The organism is Streptacidiphilus carbonis (assembly GCF_000787775.1).
In the GTDB taxonomy this organism is placed as follows: Bacteria; Actinomycetota; Actinomycetes; order Streptomycetales; family Streptomycetaceae; genus Streptacidiphilus; species Streptacidiphilus carbonis.
Genome location: NZ_BBPM01000021.1, coordinates 85150 through 102034, shown reverse-complemented (window position 1 = coordinate 102034; position 16885 = coordinate 85150). Strand labels below are relative to the sequence as shown.

At 70.4% G+C, this 16885-nt stretch carries 15 protein-coding genes; 5 read left to right on the top strand and 10 right to left on the bottom strand.

The window, feature by feature from the left end; all coding sequences use genetic code 11:
• Positions 1–150: 150 nt before the first annotated feature.
• Positions 151–1299: a lactonase family protein gene (locus TR46_RS18660; RefSeq protein ID WP_042402318.1), complete on the top strand. Its 1149-nt coding sequence runs from the start codon at positions 151–153 to the stop codon at positions 1297–1299.
• Positions 1300–1369: 70 nt separating this feature from the next.
• Here TR46_RS18660 and TR46_RS18655 read toward each other — a convergent pair whose 3' ends face one another.
• Entirely contained in the window at positions 1370–1711 is a 342-nt protein-coding gene (locus tag TR46_RS18655) for a VOC family protein (protein WP_042402316.1), read from the bottom strand.
• 84 nt (positions 1712–1795) lie between these two features.
• On the opposite strand from TR46_RS18655, the gene TR46_RS18650 reads away from it, so the two are divergent.
• The gene (locus TR46_RS18650; protein ID WP_052432917.1) at positions 1796–1987 is read left to right on the top strand and encodes a hypothetical protein; all 192 of its coding nucleotides are present in this window, start codon (positions 1796–1798) and stop codon (positions 1985–1987) included.
• 43 nt (positions 1988–2030) lie between these two features.
• Here the strand turns inward: TR46_RS18650 and TR46_RS18645 are convergent, their stop codons facing one another.
• From TR46_RS18645 to TR46_RS18610, 8 genes are all read right to left on the bottom strand, one after another.
• Positions 2031–2489 carry a DUF5990 family protein gene (locus TR46_RS18645; protein ID WP_042402314.1) on the bottom strand — a complete coding sequence of 153 codons (459 nt, stop codon included), beginning with the start codon at positions 2487–2489 and terminating at the stop codon, positions 2031–2033.
• A 143-nt stretch (positions 2490–2632) separates the two neighbouring features.
• A complete protein-coding gene (locus tag TR46_RS18640) occupies positions 2633–2872 on the bottom strand; it encodes a hypothetical protein (protein ID WP_042402310.1) in 240 nt (79 codons plus the stop codon).
• A 269-nt stretch (positions 2873–3141) separates the two neighbouring features.
• On the bottom strand, positions 3142–4254 hold the full coding sequence (locus tag TR46_RS18635; protein ID WP_042402307.1) for a sensor histidine kinase: 1113 nt from the start codon (positions 4252–4254) through the stop codon (positions 3142–3144).
• Positions 4251–4913 carry a response regulator transcription factor gene (locus TR46_RS18630; protein WP_042402304.1) on the bottom strand — a complete coding sequence of 221 codons (663 nt, stop codon included), beginning with the start codon at positions 4911–4913 and terminating at the stop codon, positions 4251–4253. Before TR46_RS18630 ends, TR46_RS18635 begins: the two co-directional genes overlap by 4 nt.
• A 218-nt stretch (positions 4914–5131) precedes the next feature.
• On the bottom strand, positions 5132–8632 hold the full coding sequence (locus tag TR46_RS18625; protein ID WP_052432916.1) for a putative Ig domain-containing protein: 3501 nt from the start codon (positions 8630–8632) through the stop codon (positions 5132–5134).
• A 23-nt stretch (positions 8633–8655) separates the two neighbouring features.
• A complete protein-coding gene (locus TR46_RS18620; protein ID WP_052432915.1) occupies positions 8656–9585 on the bottom strand; it encodes a carbohydrate ABC transporter permease in 930 nt (309 codons plus the stop codon).
• The gene (locus tag TR46_RS18615) at positions 9582–10454 is read right to left on the bottom strand and encodes a carbohydrate ABC transporter permease (RefSeq protein ID WP_042402302.1); all 873 of its coding nucleotides are present in this window, start codon (positions 10452–10454) and stop codon (positions 9582–9584) included. Before TR46_RS18615 ends, TR46_RS18620 begins: the two co-directional genes overlap by 4 nt.
• 64 nt (positions 10455–10518) lie before the next feature.
• A complete protein-coding gene (locus TR46_RS18610) occupies positions 10519–11850 on the bottom strand; it encodes an ABC transporter substrate-binding protein (RefSeq protein WP_052432914.1) in 1332 nt (443 codons plus the stop codon).
• Between the two features lie 418 nt (positions 11851–12268).
• Here TR46_RS18610 and TR46_RS18605 point away from each other — a divergent pair, with 418 nt between their 5' ends.
• Together TR46_RS18605 and TR46_RS18600 are read left to right on the top strand one after the other, a co-directional pair.
• Entirely contained in the window at positions 12269–12679 is a 411-nt protein-coding gene (locus TR46_RS18605; protein WP_042402299.1) for a Rossmann-fold NAD(P)-binding domain-containing protein, read from the top strand.
• A 165-nt stretch (positions 12680–12844) separates the two neighbouring features.
• Positions 12845–13942 carry a LacI family DNA-binding transcriptional regulator gene (locus TR46_RS18600; RefSeq protein ID WP_042402294.1) on the top strand — a complete coding sequence of 366 codons (1098 nt, stop codon included), beginning with the start codon at positions 12845–12847 and terminating at the stop codon, positions 13940–13942.
• Between the two features lie 54 nt (positions 13943–13996).
• Here the strand turns inward: TR46_RS18600 and TR46_RS18595 are convergent, their stop codons facing one another.
• Positions 13997–14974 (bottom strand): Lrp/AsnC family transcriptional regulator, encoded by a 978-nt coding sequence (locus TR46_RS18595; RefSeq protein WP_042402460.1) that lies wholly within the window; start codon positions 14972–14974, stop codon positions 13997–13999.
• A gap of 130 nt (positions 14975–15104) precedes the next feature.
• Here TR46_RS18595 and TR46_RS18590 point away from each other — a divergent pair, with 130 nt between their 5' ends.
• Positions 15105–16769 carry an amidohydrolase gene (locus TR46_RS18590; RefSeq protein ID WP_042402289.1) on the top strand — a complete coding sequence of 555 codons (1665 nt, stop codon included), beginning with the start codon at positions 15105–15107 and terminating at the stop codon, positions 16767–16769.
• The last annotated feature ends 116 nt before the right edge of the window (positions 16770–16885 follow it).

Here is a 16885-nt window from a genome sequence, read left to right as displayed (position 1 = left end):
CCGCGGTGCGGCGGATGACGTCGTCATGCGGAGTCGACTCCTTACGGGGCGCGAACGGATATGCGATATGCCGTATTTGTCGCGATACTACGCCCTGATCCGACCTAGCGTTGCGGTCAGTCCACACTGCCGTTCCAGCTACGGAGATTGATGATGACTCCCGCCCGTACCGCCCGGATCACCGCCGCAGCCGGCGCCGCGCTCGCCGCCGCCGTCGGGCTCGCCGCCCCCGCCTCCGCGGCCACCCCGTTCCACACCGGGTCGCACAGCTCCGCGGTCTTCGTGCAGACCGACAACCCGGGCGGCAACACCGTGGTCGCCTACGACCGGGCCGCCGACGGCTCCCTCACCGCGGCGGGCAGCTATGCCACCGGCGGCCTGGGCGGCGTCCTGGCCGGCTCGGCCGTGGACCACCTCGCCTCCCAGGGCTCGCTCGCCTACGACCGCGAGCACCAGTTGCTCTACGCCGTGAACGCGGGAAGCAACACCGTCACCGTGTTCGCGGTGCACGGCGACCGGCTCCGGCGCACCCAGCAGATAGCCTCCGGGGGTTCCTTCCCGGTCAGCGTCGCCGTCCACGGCAACCTGGTCTACGTCGCCAACGCCCTGGGCGGCGGCTCGGTGCAGGGGTTCGTGCGGATCGGTGACCGACTGGTCTCCATCCCCTCCTGGAACCGGGGCCTGGGACTGGACCCGTCCGCCACTCCCCAGTTCACCCACACGCCGGGTGAGATCGCCTTCACCCCGGACGGCACCCGGCTCGTGGTCACCACCAAGGCGGCCGCCAACAGCATCGACGTGTTCCGGCTGAGCGCCTCCGGAGCCCCTGCGGCCACCCCGGTGGTGAACACCGAGCCCGGCGCCGTGCCCTTCGGCTTCGTGTTCGACAGTGCGGGCCGGCTGCAGGTCACCGAGGCCGGCGGCAACGCGGTGGCGACCTTCACCGTGGGTCGCGACGGCAGGGTCACGGCGTTGGGCGCCCCCGCCGCCACCGGGCAGGCCGCGACCTGCTGGATCGTCAGGGACGGGAACCACCTGTACGCCTCCAACGCGGGCAGCGGCAGCCTCTCCGGCTACACGACCGGTGCGCACAGCAGCCTCACCCCGCTCGGCAACACCGCCACCGACGGCGGAACCGTCGACGCGGCGGCCTCCTCGGACGGCCGCTACCTCTACGCCCAGACCGGCGCGAGCGGCGTCGTGGACGAGTACCGCGTGGGCGCCGGCGGCTCGCTGACCCCGGTCGGCTCGGTCACCGTGCCCGGCGCGGCCGGCGGCGAGGGCATCGTGGCCCAGTAGCGGCCACCGCGCAGTGCGGACCGCCCCGGCCGGCACCGGTCGGGGCGGTTTCCGTGCCCAGCGCTACCGCTCAGGGCGAGACCCCGCCGAACCCGATCTCGTTGCCGTCCGGATCGTGGAAGGTGAACTTGCACATGCCCTCCGGATAGCTCTGACGGGTCGTCGGCTCCAGTCCGCGCTCGGCCATCTGGGCGATCCGGGTGTCGATGTCGTCAACGATGACGGTGTGCATCGCGCTTCCCGCCCCGTCCGGCCGCTGCACGATGTACAGGTAGCGGTGTTCCGCGAGTCCCCAGACCGCCTCCGTGTCGTGCGGAAAGAAGGTCGGTGGAGTGCCGAGCAGCCTCTCGTACCAGGCCAGGGCAGCTGTGTAGTCGGTGACCGGGATGCCTGCGAAAAGGTCGAGTGCCATACCCCCAGCGTAGGCCGCTCACCAGGCCGGGTCCGCTCGGCCGGGCCCGGCCTCCGCCGACAGCGGAACGACTATGTCGCCAAGATGCGCGGCTATCCGGCCGTGGGCATCCCGCACCACCTGATCGTCGATCCCCGTAACGGCACCGGCCTGCACGCCTACCAGATCGAGACGATCGAAGGACGCCCCGCCTACAGCATCCAGATCCCCTACAAGTACGGCGACATCGTCCCCATCGGCGACTGGACCATCGAGACCGCCGACCTCCCCCGGTAAGACCAGGAACCCCGGTGAGCGGCTGCGCACACCTGGCGGCTGGTCAGGCTGCGGTGTGCGGCGCGCTCCACTCCACGTCGGGCCTGGCGCAGACCGGGTTGCCCTTGGCGTCGGCCATCCGGACCCTCGCGAGCAGCAGGCCGGTCCCGGCCGCCGCGGCCATGACGTCCGGCTCGACGCCGGACAGCAGCAGCTTGGCCCGGCGGAACATCCGGAAGCCGCCGTCCGTGCCCACCTCGCCCCAGGACAGGTAGACGAAACGGCCGCCCAACCGGTTCTGGATGTAGCGGCCGCGCAGCGTCAGCAGGCCCTCCGAGTCGGTGAACGGCTCGCACTCCAGATCCCACGACACCGCGTCCGCGTCGCCCGGCTGCAGGTCCAGCAGCTCGCCCGGCTTGTCCTTGCGCTGCACGGCGACGTGGACGTTCCCGGCCCCGGGGAAGTCCGGTCCGGGTCCGCAGTGACGTCCCGGCAGGTCGTAGCCTTCGATACGCAACAGCACCCGCCCATCGTCCCACGGCGGGTACTGGTCTCCCACCACGACCGGGAGACGGGCCCCTCACCTGTGCTCGCCCCGAACCGTCAGAGATTCACGGAAACCCCCAAGGGACGCGGCGCCGGGGGACCCGGCGCCGCGTCGGTCCGTCAGCGGGAGACGGGAGCCAGTGGGGCGACCGGTGCGACGCACAGCGGTCCGCCGTCCGAGGCGCCCTTGGCGTCGCTCGCGGTGCTGCCGTTCGGTCCGACCGCCTTGGTCAACGACGTGCCCGAGCCGCAGCCGTGGCTGCCGCCGGGGGACGCGGCGTAGACGGCACCCGCCCCGGCCAGCACGCTGACCAGCACGGCACCGCCTGCGACCGCCGCCCTGCGCTTGATCTTGCTCATTTCGTACTTCCCTTCACTGCGGGACCGAGGTCCACCGGGACGGCGCGTTCCGCCCTGGTGGACCCATTCAGTCAGCGCCGGGGTTTCGTCCGCGTTCGGTGCCGCTCCGACGGCCTGCGTCATCGATATGGACCCCCGAATATGAACTGACATGACGCACCATCGGGTCGGCCGTGCCACCCGCCCCGACCCGGACGCGCGCATCCAGGGCAGCACCGCCAGCGCTGCCGCCAACCCGCCCCGAGTGGACGCCTGCGCCCTGCGCCGCGTCAGCGTTCGGTGCTCGACGGCGCTGGGAAGCGGACGCTGACGGTCAGTCCGCCGCCCGGATTGGCCTGCGCGGTGACGGTGCCGTGGTGCGCCTCGGTCACCGCACGGATGATCGCCATCCCGAGTCCGTGGCTGTCCCGGCTGCTGCCCCGGGTACGGGGAGCAGCGCGGACGAACGGCTCGAACAGTCCGTCGACGAGGCCGGCCGGAACCTCCGGGCCGGTGTTGGACACGGCGAGCACCGGTCCGTCCTGGTCCGACACGACATGGACCAGGACCCGACCGCCGTCGTGGTTGTGCCGTACGGCGTTGCGCAGCAGGTTGACGGCGAGGCGTTCGAGGAGCGCGGGATCTCCGTCGACGCGGACCGGGGCGGACCTCACCTCGATCGCCAGGTCCCGGTCCTTCGCTTCGGCGCGGGTCTCCGCCAGGGCCGTCTCTGCGGCCGCGGCGAGATCCGCCGGTACGGCGGCGGCGATGCCGTGCTCGGCGCGGGCCAGGTCGAGCAGGGTGTCCACCAGGTGCTCGCTGTGGCTGTTGATGGCCAGCAGGGTGTCGGTGAGGACGCCCACGTCGCACTTGCCTGGTGTGGCGGCGGCCACTTCGAGGAGGGTTCTGCTGATGGTCAGCGGGGTCAGCAGCTCGTGCGAGGCGTTGGCGGCGAAGCGGCGCTGGGCCTGGAAGGTCCGCTCCAGCCGGGCCAGCATGGTGTCGAAGGTGTCGGCGAGTTCCTTGATCTCGTCCTGCGGACCGTCCAGCGCGACCCGTGCTTGCAGGTCGTGCGAGGCGGTCTCTCGGGCGACCGCGGTGATCCGCCTGATCGGCGCGAGCATCCGGCCCGCGACGGTCCAGCCGAGGACTGACGCCACGGCCATGCCGAAGACCAGCGCGACCACAGCCGACAGGAGCACGCCGTGCCAGGTGTCCGAGGTTTGCCCGGACCCGGCCGCCGGCCCCGTCGCCGGCACTGCGGGCGTGGGCGCAGCGGTCAGGACGGTCGACGTCAACAGGTACACCCCCACCGACAGCAGGGTCACCGCGAGCGTGAACGAGACGCCGTAGATCAGGGTGAGCCGCGTCCTGATGGTCAGCCCGGCCCCACGCGCGGTCACCGGTCCGCCAGCCGGTAGCCGACTCCGGGTTCGGTGTGGATCAGCGGTGGATCCCCCAGCTTGCGTCGCAGCCAGTAGATCGTGATCCGCACGGCGCTGGTGAACGGGTCCGCGTTCTCGTCCCATGCCTTCTCCAGCAGCTGCTCCGCGCTGACGACGCCGCCGTCGGCCGCCAGCAGCAGCTCCAGGACGCCGAACTCCTTGCGGGTCAGGCGGATCTCACGCCCCTCGCGGACCACCTCGCGACGGTGCGGGTCCAGTCGCACGCCGGCTGCCTCAAGGGCGACCGGCCTGCCATTGGGCCCCCGACGGCACAGGGCGCGGATGCGCACCACGAGTTCGGGGAACCGGAACGGCTTGGCCAGATAGTCGTCGGCGCCCAGCCCGAAGCCGGCGACGGTGTCGTCCAGGCTCCGGGCCGCGGTCAGCATCAGGATCCGGCAGGTCGCTCCCGACCGGGTCAGCTGCCGGCACACCTCGTCCCCGTGCACGCCCGGCAGATCCCGGTCCAGCACCACCACGTCGTAGTCGTGGACGGCCAGCCGCTCCAGCGCCTCGGCGCCGTCGCCGGCGACGTCCACGGCCATGGCCTCCTCACGCAGCCCCGCAGCGACCGTACGGGCCAGCAGCGGCTCGTCCTCCACGATCAGAATCCGCATTCCGCGCCCCTCCTGGTTCCCCTGCCGAACAGCACATGGTGCACGGCGGGCTGTTTCGCCGGCGTTGCGACACCCCGGTCGGCGCCGTCACGGTCGGACCAGGCCGCCGCCCGGCGGCGGGGGGACGGTCCGCGTGACCACCGCTCTCCGCGCACAGCCGCCCGGACCAGGTCCAGCATGCACCGCCGGCTGCTCAGTTCCAGTTGCCTGTCCCGCTGCTACTGCGGCAGTTGGTCGAACTGCAGCAGCTGGACCTCGGCGAGGTCGGTGTTGCCGCCGTGGTCGTCCAGGACCCGCAGCATGGGTACCGACTCGTGCTGCGGCGGGGTGAAGGTGTACCACTGCTGGTCGCTGGTCACGCCGGAGATGGTGACCAGCGTCTGCCAGGTGGCGCCGCCGTCGGTGGACCCCTGCACGACCGTGCCGTTGGCCCGGCTCGGGTAGGTGGCCCGGGCGTGGATCCGCACCGCGTCGAAGCTCAGCGAGGAGCCGTCGGTCGGGGTGACCGTCACCCAGCCGTTGGAGGCGGTGGTGTCCGTGGAGGTGGTGATGTCGCCGTCGAACATCCGCCAGCCGTTGGCGGCCGCCGTGCCCGTGCCCGGCCACTGCGGGGTGGACGCGACGACCCAGGACGGCGAGACGGCGGCGACCCTCACATGGGTGTTCCACAGTTGCAGCGCGGATCCGTCGGTGCTCTGGAAGACGGTCGCGCCGATCCGGCCGTCGGCGGTGGTGGAGTCGACGGTGAACTGCAGGGCGCGTCCGTAGGCCACGTTCTCCGGCAGTACCGCCGTGGCCTTCCAGTGCTCGGCGTCGGTGCTGGTGACCGTCGCGGCGACGCCTTCGACGGTGGCCTTCAGCGCGGCCAGCGGTTGTGCGGCCACCAGGTCGAGGGTCACCGTGTCCCCGTTGACGGCCTGGCCCGCCACCGTGTCGTCGGACGACAGGTGCACCGAGGAGATCGTCTGGACCGCCTCGGCCCTGACCCCGTGGATCCGGAACTCGCTGAAGGAGGAGATTCCCGGATAGTTGGGGTCGGTGGCCACGCCCGGGTCGTCGACCTGGACCTTGAAGAACCGATAGGACTGGTTCTGCACCTCGCTCCGGACCGGGATCGTCTCCATCGCGAAGCCCGGGGTGGTGTCGGTGGTCTCCTTCGAGGTCAGCTGGGTCCAGGTCCGGCCGTCGTTCGAGCCGTAGACATTGGCGCCCTGCGAGCGGTTGGCGAAGTTGTAGCGGGCCCGCAGCCCGAAGGCACTGGCCGTCACCCGGAACCCGGCGCCGAAGTCCACCGTGAACGGGGCCTTCAGGTCGCCCGAGTAGGTGTTGACGTCACCGTCGACCATGTTCCCCAGGGCGGTCGAGGGCAGCGACGAGGTCACCAGCGCCGGGTAGTCGAGCGAGCCGTCGTCGGCGAGGGTCGGGTTGAGCAGTCGCAGCGCCTGCACCGCCCGCTGCACGGTGGCCAGGCCGGCCAGGAACGTGCTGTCGTCGGCGGTGCCGATGGTGGACCGGACTGCGGCGACCGCGGCATGGAACGCGTCGAGCGTCGTGCTGACATAGGTCGCCTTGGCGTCGAATCCGGTCTGTGCAGACGTGAGCGCGCTCTGCCGGTCGCGGGCTACCACCAGGGTGACGTTGAGGACGGTGTCGACCGTGCCGTCGGAGGCGACGACCGTCTGCTGCGCGGTGCCCGCCTGCGAGGCCGTCGGCGTCCAGCTGAAGGCCCCGGTGGCGGTGTCGACCGTCGCTCCCTCGGGCAGCGCGGGGGCCTCGTAGCTGAGGACGTCGCCTCCCGCGTCGGTCGCGGCGAGCGACCGGCTGAGGGTCTCGCCGGCCACCCCGATGAGCGTGGTCTGCTGCCCCTGCGCGAAGGCCGGCGGGGTGAGCTGGGCCTTGGCCTGCAGGTTGACGCTGTCGATGTCGACGTTCACATCGGAGGCGCCGACGACGGTGTAGTACGCCAGGTTCGCGCCCCCGGTGCTGCCGGGGACCACCGCGTAGTCCATGTCGTAGACGACATAGCGCCACTGGCCGTGCGTATCAGGCAGGCTGACGGTGTGGTAGGGGGCGAGTGACATGTTCTTGCGGATCTGGAGCGTCGCCGGGCCGGTGGTCCGGATCAGCACCCCGACCGGACTGTAGCCGTTCTGGCTGTCGTACATCAGCGTGCGGACCGCGATGCTGGTGCCCTTCCTGGACGCCTGCATCCGGACCACGTCGTGCCCGTCGACCGAGTGCACCTTGGAGCGGCTGTCCAGCGGGATGCTCCGGTCGGCCACCTGCACCAGGGCGTTGGGCTGGGTGGGCCGGACCTGCCCGGCCACCTGCTCGGGCAGCGAGAGCCAGTAGTCGGGGTTGTAGTCCGGGTTGCTGTTCCAGAAGTTGTAGAGGCTGGTGCCCCAGTAGAACTCGGGTCCGTCGGCCTGCTGGGCCATCTTCGCCACGTTCGGGGCCTGCTTCTGGACATTGACGCCCAGGCTGTACCTGTAGATGTTGTACAGCTCGTCGATGGGGTCGAACTGCCGTCCCCGGTACGCCTCGGAGGGCTTTCCGGGACCGCCGGTGGTGTCGATCCAGGGGATGGTCCTCCCCATCATGTAGGCGTAGAAGGTGTCCGTACCGGCCAGCAACCGGTCGCTGCCGAAGGCGTACGGGGTCACCGCGTTCTTCTTGGTGGACACCGTGCCGGCCACCGGGTCCAGCTTGGTGTTCTGCACCGTGAGCAGTCGGGCGATCTCGGTCAGGGCGTTGATGCCGTCCCAGGCGTGGGCCTGGTCGCGGCCCATCTCCTGCTCCTGGACGAATGAGTAGCCGTAGGGGTTGCCTGGGTCCTTGGCGCTGATCCTGGGGATCAGGTCGATCAGCGACCCGTTGGTGTCGGTGTCCGGGTTTCCGGAGTTGACGGAGAACCACTCGACGCCCTGGTCGTAGCCGGCCCGATCGTCGCTGAAGATGTAGCCGGCCAGCTCGCCGACCAGCGGGTAGGACTGCTGGCTCATGAAGAAGGTGTTGCCGTACAGCAGGGTCTTGATGACGGGGGTGATCAGGTTGGTGGTCAGATTGCCGGTGTCCGCGTCGGTCCAGCTGGTGTCGTAACCGCCCGCGGTGGGATTCACCGTGGAGTAGCGGAAGATCTCGGCCGCGGCGAGCATCCGCATCAGCGGGATGCCGGCGTGGATGTGCGCGTCGGCGTAGGCCGCGTACTTGGCCGGGTCCATGTGCGACCAGGTCCGGATGATGTGCATGCCGTTCTCGCGGTACACCGGGTTGCCGGTGATGTAGTACTGGATCGCCTGGGTGTACGCACCGAAGGCGTCCGCGATGAACTTCGCCTCGACCCCCTGCGAGTTGAACGCGGTCGTTCCCGGGGTGTCGACCTGTGAGCTGTGGTTCACGGGGGTCAGGGTGGCCGACGCGTACGAGGTGCCGACCATCGCCGCGTAGTAGGAGGCCCACGGCTCCTGGTTGTCGAGCACCTCCTGACGCGCGAGTCGGAGGTTGGACGCGCTCACAGCGATCCCCGGATGGACGAAGCCGGCGCTACTGGTGACCTGGTTCAGTACGACGGCGGGAAACGCCGTCGCCACCGGTGCCGCCGCCACGGTCGACGCCGCCGCCGGAAGCGCCGGCACCAGTGCCACCAGCAGGGCGAACAGTGCTGCTGCGGCCGCCCACCAGCGGGCTCTTCCGGGTCTGGCCGTCGGATCTTGCCACATACGAATTCTCCCTGGGGTCATGGTTACTTGAGGCTTCCGAGGGTGATCCCGGAGCGCCAGTAGCGCTGCAGGGAGATCATCAGGATCACCATCGGCAGCAGCGAGACGATCGAGCCGACGACGACCATGCCGGTCAGGTCGGTGGAGCTGTCCGTCTTGACCTTGAGCCAGGAGTAGAGGCCCAGCATGACGGTCCATCTGCTCTGGCTGCGCAGGAAGATCAGCGGTCCGAAGAAGCTGTTCCAGTTGGCGACGAAGCCGAGCAGGAAGACGGTGGCGGCGCCGGTCGACATCAGCCGGCAGCCGATCCGGAAGAAGATGCGGTACTCCCCCGCGCCGTCGATCCGGGCCGCCTCCAGCAGTTCGGGCGGGATCGCCCCCTCCGCGTAGACCTTCGCCAGGTAGACCGAGAAGGAGTTGAAGCAGCCGGGCACGATGATCGCCCAGGGGGTGTCGATCAGTTGGAGGTCGCTGTACAGGAGGAAGGAGGGGATGGTGAGCAGGGCGCCGGGCACCAGGAAGGAGCCGATGACGCAGCCCATCAGCACGCCCCGGCCCCGGAACTGGTACATCGCCAGCCCGTATCCGCAGGCGACGCAGATCACCGTCATACCGGTAGTGCTGACCAGGCCGTAGACGACGGTGTTGCCCATCCAGCGCAGGAAGATCCCGTCCTGGTAGGTGAACAGCTGGCGCAGGTTGTCGCCAAGGCTCAGGTGCGCGAACCACAGGCCGTTGGTGGTGTAGAGGTCGTTCTGGTCCTTGGTGGCGGCGACGATCAGCCACCACACCGGCGCGAGCGCGTAGACGGTGAAGAAGGTCAGTCCGGTCAGCAGCAGCACCTTGGTGCGTCGGCCGTGCCGGACCGCTCCGGGTGCGGTGCGCCGGCGCAGGGCCCGCACCCGGGCGGTGGGGTCGGCGGCGGTGGGTGGCGGCTGGAGCGTCGACGTCATACCGGGGCCCTGTTCGTGAGCTTGTAGAAGACGGCGGACACGGTGCCGACCACCGTCGCGAGGATGATCGAGAGGGCGGCGGCGTAGTTGAACTCGCCCTGCTGGAAGGCCCAGTCGTAGATCGCCATGATCGGGGTGAAGTCGCGGGTCACGGTCTCCGGCGTCATGGTGCGGAACAGCATCGGGTCGCTGAAGATCTGCAGCGTGCCGATGATGCTCAGCACAGTGATCAGCACCAGCGACCGGCGCACCAGCGGGACCTTGATGGACCAGGCGATCCGCCATTCGGAGGCCCCGTCCACCCGGGCGCTGTCGAAGATCTCCCGTGGCACGGCCTGCAGCGCCGAGTAGACGATGAGCATGTTGAAGCCGATGCCGCTCCAGGCCAGCAGATTGCCGATGGAGATCCAGACCATGCTGCCGCTGTAGAAGTCCGCGTTGATCCCGAACAGGTGGAAGAACGGGGTCAGCGGGCCCACCACCGGGCTGTAGAGGTAGATCCAGATCAGCACCGCGACGATGCCCGGGATCATGTAGGGGATGAGCAGCGGCACCCGGAAGCGTCCGGCCAGGCGGGTTGTCAGTGCGTCCAGCAGCAGCGCCATGGCCAGGCTGAGCACCATGATGGTGGGGATGGCGACAACGGCGAACAGGGCGACGCGCAGGATCGCGGACCAGAACGCGGTGTCCTGGAAGCCCCGGGAGAAGTTGGCGAAGCCGCTGAACCTAGTGGTCGCCGGGCCGAAGCCGAGCCCTGCGCTCTCCTTGGTGTAGAGGCTCTCTCGCAGCGCGAGCACGATCGGCGCCAGCGTGAAGACGGCGAACCCGAGGAAGAAAGGGGCGGTGAAGGAGGCTCCCTTCAGCGCCATGATCCGTTTCCACGGGAGCCTCGGTGCCGTCGGGATTGCACTGCGGACGTCGGCTACCACCGCGTCAGCCCTCCACATTGATGTGCTTGCTCGTCAGGTCGGCCACCGTCCACTGCTGCATGTGCTGCAGTGCCGCCTGCAGGGTGGTCTGCTTGGTGACGACCTTCGCCCACTGGTCCTGCAGCTCGGCGAACATGCCGGTGTAGTCGGGGCCCGCCACCCAGGTGTCCCTGCCGCTCCTGGCGGCCTTCAGGATGACGCCGCCGGCCTCGGACTTGTGCGTGCCGAAGAGCTTGTCGGGCACCACCGAGTCGACCCACGGCGAGGGGTCGGGGATGGCGCCCGGCCAGGTGTACTGCCCGGTGTCCTGTTGGTAGGAGGCATTGATGGCGTCCTTGGAGGTGTTCAGCCAGACCCCGGCCTCGACGGCCTCCTTCACATGCGCGCAGCCCCTGGGAACGATCACCCCGCTGGTCGGGGAGTGGCTCGGGGTGACGAACTTCGTGGCACCGGTGAACTGCGGCAGGTCCACCGGCTCCCAGTCGCCCAGCGACTTCTTGTAGTTCAGCTCGTAGGACGCCAACTGCCAGGTGGAGGTGGGCAGCGAGACCATCTTTCCGGAGTCGAAGTAGCTGATCAGCGCCGGCTTGTCGGTGTAGGTCTGATGGGCCACCAGGTTGTCGTCGATCAGCTGCTGCACGACCGAGGCGGCCTTCAGGGACTCGGGCGACAGGAAGTCGACCTTCCACTTGTCGCCGTCGATCCGGTACCAGCTGCCGCCGGCCTGCTGGACCAGGTTGATCAGGGTGCTCGGGTCCTCGCCGGCCAGGTTCATCACATAGATGCCGTGCTGCTTGAACACCTTGCCGGCCGCGATCACGTCGGCCCAGGTCTTGGGGACGGCGACGCCGTACTGGTCGTACAGCTTTCGGTTGATCACCATGAACGCCGGCGTGGAGCCGCCGGGAACCGCGTAGTACTTGCCTCCCGCCTGGGCCGAGGCGAGCGCCGACTGGGCGAACAGGCCCTGCTTCAGGTACGGGTCCAGGTCGGCGGTGATGTCGTCGGCCAGCCCCTCGGAGGCCAGCGACGGCGCCTCGCCGAAGTTCTGCACCAGGCAGGGCACGTTCTTCTGGGCGGCCACCGCGTTGCGTACGTTCTGCTGGGTGCCGGGGTTGTCGGCCTCCTTGACGAACTTCAGCTGGACGTCCTTGTGGGTCGCGTTGAACTTGGCGACCACCGGATCGACCGTAGGCGACTCCTCCCAGCTCCAGTACTCGATGGTGACCGGACCACTCGACTTGGCCGTCTTGGCGCCGCTGGAGCAACCCGCCAGGACCGATATCGAGAGCAGCACTGCGGTTGCGGTGGCCATGGCGGCCGGTCTGCCGTTCATCGAACTCCTCCTGGAGGTGCGATAGAAATCGGTCTCTACGCAAGTTAGGGGTGGGCTGCCGGTCGGGCAAGATGTCGTACAGCGAAAACTCCCGGGTCCCGGCCCTGGGAATGGCCACGTGACCACCATTACCGCTGCTCACCAGCCGTTCGACCGCTTCCCTTGAGATCTTCCGGGACCGCCCCGTTGACCCGCAGTGGCCGTCTCGCTAGCTTGGAAAGCGATTTCTGAACGTTCCCCTTCCCGGTTCGAAGACCGGGCCCGCAGCTCAGGAGCGCGATGACCCCCCTGCCCAGCTTCGGTCCGCCCGGCTCAGGCCACCGTCCGTACCACGCCGGGAAGCAGGGACCGTGGCTGAGCGACCGCGCTGTTCGCCATCGCGCCCGAGCACCTCTCCGGACTGTTCCCGCTGCGGCTGATGAACCGGCTGAAGGAACTGGTCGAGGTCGACGACTCGTTGGTGGTCCGCGACTTCCGCCGGTCCGCCGCGGCCATGGCGCTGGAGGGCACCGAGATCCTGGTCACCGGCTGGGGCTGCCCGCAGCCGGACGCGGAGGTACTGGCCGCGGCCCCCCGGCTGCGCGCCGTGCCGCACGCGGCGGGGAGCATCCGCAGCCTGGTCACCGAAGGCTGCTGGGAGCGCGGGCTGCCGGCCGACTCCCCGCTCTTCACGCTGCCCAACGTCCTGCTCACCCCGCACATCGCCGGCTCCCAGGGCAATGAACTGGAACGGCTCGGCCGTACCGTCGTCGAAGAAGTCGAACCCCTGGTCGAGGGACTGCCGCTGCAGCACCAGATTCTCCTCGCCGACCTGGAACGGGTGGCCTGAACACTGCAGGGAGGTACTGCTCCGCGGTGCCGCACCTCCTACGATGCAGCGACGGAGCGGATGAGCGGGCGGACGAGCGGGAAGAGCGGCGACACCATGGCGAAGCGTGGGACACGGCGGGACGACGGCCCGGGACACGAAGGAGGGGGCCGGCCCGAGGGCGACGTGAAACACGAGGGAGACGCCAAGCGCGAGGGAGACGCCAAGCGCGGCAGCGAGATCAAGCGCGGCACCATCAAGGAGGTCGCGGCCAGGGCCGGGGTCTCCCCCGCCACCGTCTCCCGGGTCATCGGCGGCACCTACCCGGTCGCCGGCTCCACCAGGTCCCGGGTCCAGCGCGCCATGCGCGACCTCGACTACGTCGTCAACGCCTATGCCCGCGCCCTGGTCGCCTCCACCTCCAACACCGTCGCCTTCGTCGTCAACGACATCACCGGCGCCTTCTTCGCCCATATCGCCATGGGAGTGGAGCAGCAGGCCACCGCCGAGGGCCGGCTGTGCCTGGTCTGCACCACGCACGGCGACCCGGCCCGCGAGCTCGCCGTCATCAACCTGATGCGCGAGCAGCGCGCCGAGGCGGTGGTCCTGGTGGGCGGCGCGCCGTCCACCCCCGGGTACGGCGAGCGCATGGTCAAGCTCGCCCGCGCGCTGGACGCGGCCGGCTCCCGACTGGTCCTCGCCGGACGCCCCTCGCTCGGCCCGGACGTGCCGGAGACGGTGGTCGAGTACGACAACGAGGGCGGCGCCTTCGCCATGACCAGCTATCTGCTCTCGCTGGGCCATGAGCGCATCGTGCTGCTGGGCACCCAGCCCGGCCTCTCCACCTCGGACGAACGGGTCCGCGGGTACGAACGGGCGCTGCTCAGCCGCGGGCTGACGCCCGATCAGTCACTCATGGTCCCCGGGGAGTTCTCCCGGGAGTCGGGCTACGAGCAGACCCTCCGACTGATCGCCGACGGGGTCGTCTTCACCGCGGTCTACGCCATCACCGACATGGTGGCGGCCGGTGTGCTGCACGCCCTGCGCGAGGCCGGCCGGCGCGTCCCGGAGGACGTCTCGGTGGTCGGCAACGACGACATCCCACTGGCCCAGGAGCTCTACCCGGCCCTCACCACCGTCCACATCCCGCACGAGGAGTTGGGCCGCACCGCGGTCCGGCTCGCCCTCAACCGCGCCGACCACCCGGGCGCCCAGCAGCGGACGAAGATGGGCACCCACGTCGTCGTCCGCGACTCGGCCGGCCCGGCGCCCCGCCCTGCCTGACCACCGGTCGCTCGCGACGGACCGACGCCACGCCGGCCGGAGACGCCCGGCCCGCTACAGCACGCGCTCACCGTGGTTCGTACCGCGGATGAGGCCGGTGCGTTTGGCGGTGGCGAGCAGCGGGGTGGTCTCGATGGCGGTGATCCCGCCCAGCGGGCCGATGGTGGTGACCAGGAAGGTGTAGAGGGCGTCCAGGTCGGTGGCGGCCAGGGCGATCAGGAGGTTGGCGGGGCCGGTCGTCGCCGCCGCGAAGCGGACCTGCGGGTGGGCGGTCAGGGCCTCGGCCGTGGACTCCAGCGCCCCGGGTCGGACAGTGATCCACAGCAGGGCCTCGGCGTGCACACCGAGCAGCGCGAGGTCCACCTCGGTGGCCAACCGGACGGCCTGGCCGCGCACCAGGGCGTCCAGCCGCCTACGGGCCGTGAGCGGGGTGGTGCCGGCACGGAGGGCGAGGTCGGTGTAGGTGGCGCGGCCGTCCTCGGCGAGGGCCGCGATCAGGGCGGTGTCGAGGTCGAGGGGCGCTGGTGGCGCGGTCGGCGGAACCGCGGCGAGACCGGCCGTCTCCTCGGGTGAGAGCAGGCCCGCGGTCCAGCGGAAGGCGGCGAGGTAGACGCGCAGCAGGGTGTGCGCGACCCAGGAGTGCACCGCGTCGGTGGCCGGCAGGTCGCGCAGCAGCAGGGTGTTGCGGGCGTCGGGGCCGTCCAGGAAGAAGATGGCGGAGATCTCGTCGCCGCCGCCGAGGATGTCCACCCAGACGGTGTCCGCGCGGCGGGAGAGGGCGCCGGCCACCTGCCGAATCTTGTTGGGACGGCAGCGGATCCGCAGCGCGACCGGGACCAGGCCGGGAAGCCGGGCCGGGTTGCGCACGGCGGTGGCACGCAGGGTCCCGTCGGCGTACAGCGGCGCGGCGCGGCGTACGACGGTGCGCTCCGACAGCCCCAGACAGCGGCTGACGTCGCGCCAGGAGGCACGGGGCGAGGCCAGCAGGACGGCCGTGATCCGACGGTCCGTCTCGTCGAGTTCCTGTCTCATGATCTGCATGGTAGGCGGTATCGATGGCGTTGTTCCTGCGTTTATGGCCCCGATGGGTATGTCTTCCTGCGGCGAGTCCGTAGAACAGTGGAGGTAGAGCGAGAGTGCCGAGCTGACGTGGGAGAAGACGATGACTGATCATGGAGCCGACCTGCTGGTCCGGGCCGCTGCGGTGCACACCCTGGTGCCCGGCCAGGCCCCGCAGCGGGCCCTGGCGGTGCGTGGGGAACGCATCGCCGCGCTGTCCGCCGACCCGAACGGCCTGGACTCCTGGGTGACCGCCCGGACCACCGTCCTGGACCTGCCGGGGTCCACCGTGCTGCCGGCGTTCGACGACACCCACACCCACCTGATCTTCGCGGCGCTCGGCGCCCATGACGTCCCGGTCCACCGGGCCCGGAACATCCCTGAGTTCCTGGACCTGATCCGGCAGCGGGCCGCGGTCACCCCCGAGGGCGAGTGGATCCGCACCACCACCAACTGGCAGGAACTCAATCTGGCCGAGCGCCGCATGCCCACCGCGGCGGAGCTCGACCAGGCCACCGACCGGCACCCGGTCCTGGTCAAGCGCGGCGGCCACAACGACGTCGTCAACACCTTCGCGCTCCGTCTGGCGGGCATCACCGAGGACACCCCCGTGCCGCCCGGCGGCACCATCGGCCGCGGCGCCGACGGCAGGCTGGACGGCAGGCTGATCGACAACGCCCTGCGGTTGGTGGAGCGCCTGGTCCCGGCCCCGGACCGGACCGAGCGCATCGACGGACTGCGTCTGGCCGGCCGCGACTACGCCGCCACGGGCATCGGGACCGTGCGCGACTGCGCGGTCACCCCTGAGGACTACGCGGTGCTCCTGGCCGCCCGTGCGGCGGGGGCGCTCGGCACCCGGGTGCGGGCGCTGGTCTCCGCGCTCGGACTGACCAGCGCGGCCCAGGTGGAGAACGTGCTCGACGCCATGGAGGAGTGGCGTGACGACTCCGACCCGTGGCTGTCGGTGTGGGGCGTGAAGTTCGGCCTGGACGGGGGCCTGGAGGCCGGGGCCACCGAGCAGCCGTACGCCTGCGACCACACCTTCTCCGGGATGCTGACCTGGGAGCCGGACGCGCTGGTCGAGGCGGTCGAGGCAGTGGTCCGCCGCGGTTGGCGGGTCGGCACCCACGCCTACGGCGACCGCGCGGTCCGCGTCCTGCTGGACGTCTACGAACGCGTCCTGGACCGCAACCCCGGTCTGCCCGCCGGCACGCTGGTGATGGAGCACGGAGGCCTGGCCGGGCCGGAGCAGCGCGCCCGCGCCGTCGCCCTGGGTGTCCCGGTCACCATCCAGCAGCCGCTGCTGCACGACACCGCCGAGGTCGAGGAGGGCTTCTGGGGCCCGGAGCGGGTCGCCCGGCTCTTCCCCGCCCGCGGCTGGGTCGACCTGGGCGCCCAGGTCAGTGCCGGATCCGACTTCCCGGTCGGCCGGTTCGGGGCCATGCGCTCGGTCTGGGGCATGACCACCCGGCAGACCGTCATCGGCGTCAAGGGCCTCGAGCACGCCATCACCTACGACGAGGCCGTCGCCCTGCACACCGTCAACGCCGCCCGCCTGACCGGCGAGGAGCATCTGCGCGGCACGCTCACCCCCGGCCGCCTCGCCGACCTCACAGTCTGGGACCAGGACCCGGCCCGCTGCACCGGCGACGCCCTGCGCGACCTCAAGCCCACCCACACCCTGCTCGGCGGCCGCCCCGTCCACAGCCCCGAGCTGACCGACTCACTCCCGGTCAGCCGGTCCGCCGAAACCATCGCGGATCTGTGAACCACCGTCAGTTCCATCCCTGCCCCACCGCCACAGCGCACCCCCCGGACGGTCCGCCGGCGGCCTGCCGCACCGAGTGGAGCCGGCACCCGCACATCGCGGGGGTGTGCGGCAGC

Excerpts from the sequence above, each read along its gene's own strand:
- TR46_RS18625 (WP_052432916.1), bottom strand. The coding sequence starts at position 8,632 with ATGTGGCAAGATCCGACGGCCAGACCCGGAAGAGCCCGCTGGTGGGCG.
- TR46_RS18655 (WP_042402316.1), bottom strand. The coding sequence starts at position 1,711 with ATGGCACTCGACCTTTTCGCAGGCATCCCGGTCACCGACTACACAGCT.
- TR46_RS18615 (WP_042402302.1), bottom strand. The coding sequence starts at position 10,454 with ATGGCGCTGAAGGGAGCCTCCTTCACCGCCCCTTTCTTCCTCGGGTTC.
- TR46_RS18640 (WP_042402310.1), bottom strand. The coding sequence starts at position 2,872 with ATGAGCAAGATCAAGCGCAGGGCGGCGGTCGCAGGCGGTGCCGTGCTG.
- TR46_RS18610 (WP_052432914.1), bottom strand. The coding sequence starts at position 11,850 with ATGAACGGCAGACCGGCCGCCATGGCCACCGCAACCGCAGTGCTGCTC.
- TR46_RS18660 (WP_042402318.1), top strand. The coding sequence starts at position 151 with ATGATGACTCCCGCCCGTACCGCCCGGATCACCGCCGCAGCCGGCGCC.
- TR46_RS18650 (WP_052432917.1), top strand. The coding sequence starts at position 1,796 with ATGCGCGGCTATCCGGCCGTGGGCATCCCGCACCACCTGATCGTCGAT.
- TR46_RS18605 (WP_042402299.1), top strand. The coding sequence starts at position 12,269 with ATGAACCGGCTGAAGGAACTGGTCGAGGTCGACGACTCGTTGGTGGTC.
- TR46_RS18595 (WP_042402460.1), bottom strand. The coding sequence starts at position 14,974 with ATGAGACAGGAACTCGACGAGACGGACCGTCGGATCACGGCCGTCCTG.
- TR46_RS18620 (WP_052432915.1), bottom strand. The coding sequence starts at position 9,585 with ATGACGTCGACGCTCCAGCCGCCACCCACCGCCGCCGACCCCACCGCC.
- TR46_RS18630 (WP_042402304.1), bottom strand. The coding sequence starts at position 4,913 with ATGCGGATTCTGATCGTGGAGGACGAGCCGCTGCTGGCCCGTACGGTC.
- TR46_RS18590 (WP_042402289.1), top strand. The coding sequence starts at position 15,105 with ATGACTGATCATGGAGCCGACCTGCTGGTCCGGGCCGCTGCGGTGCAC.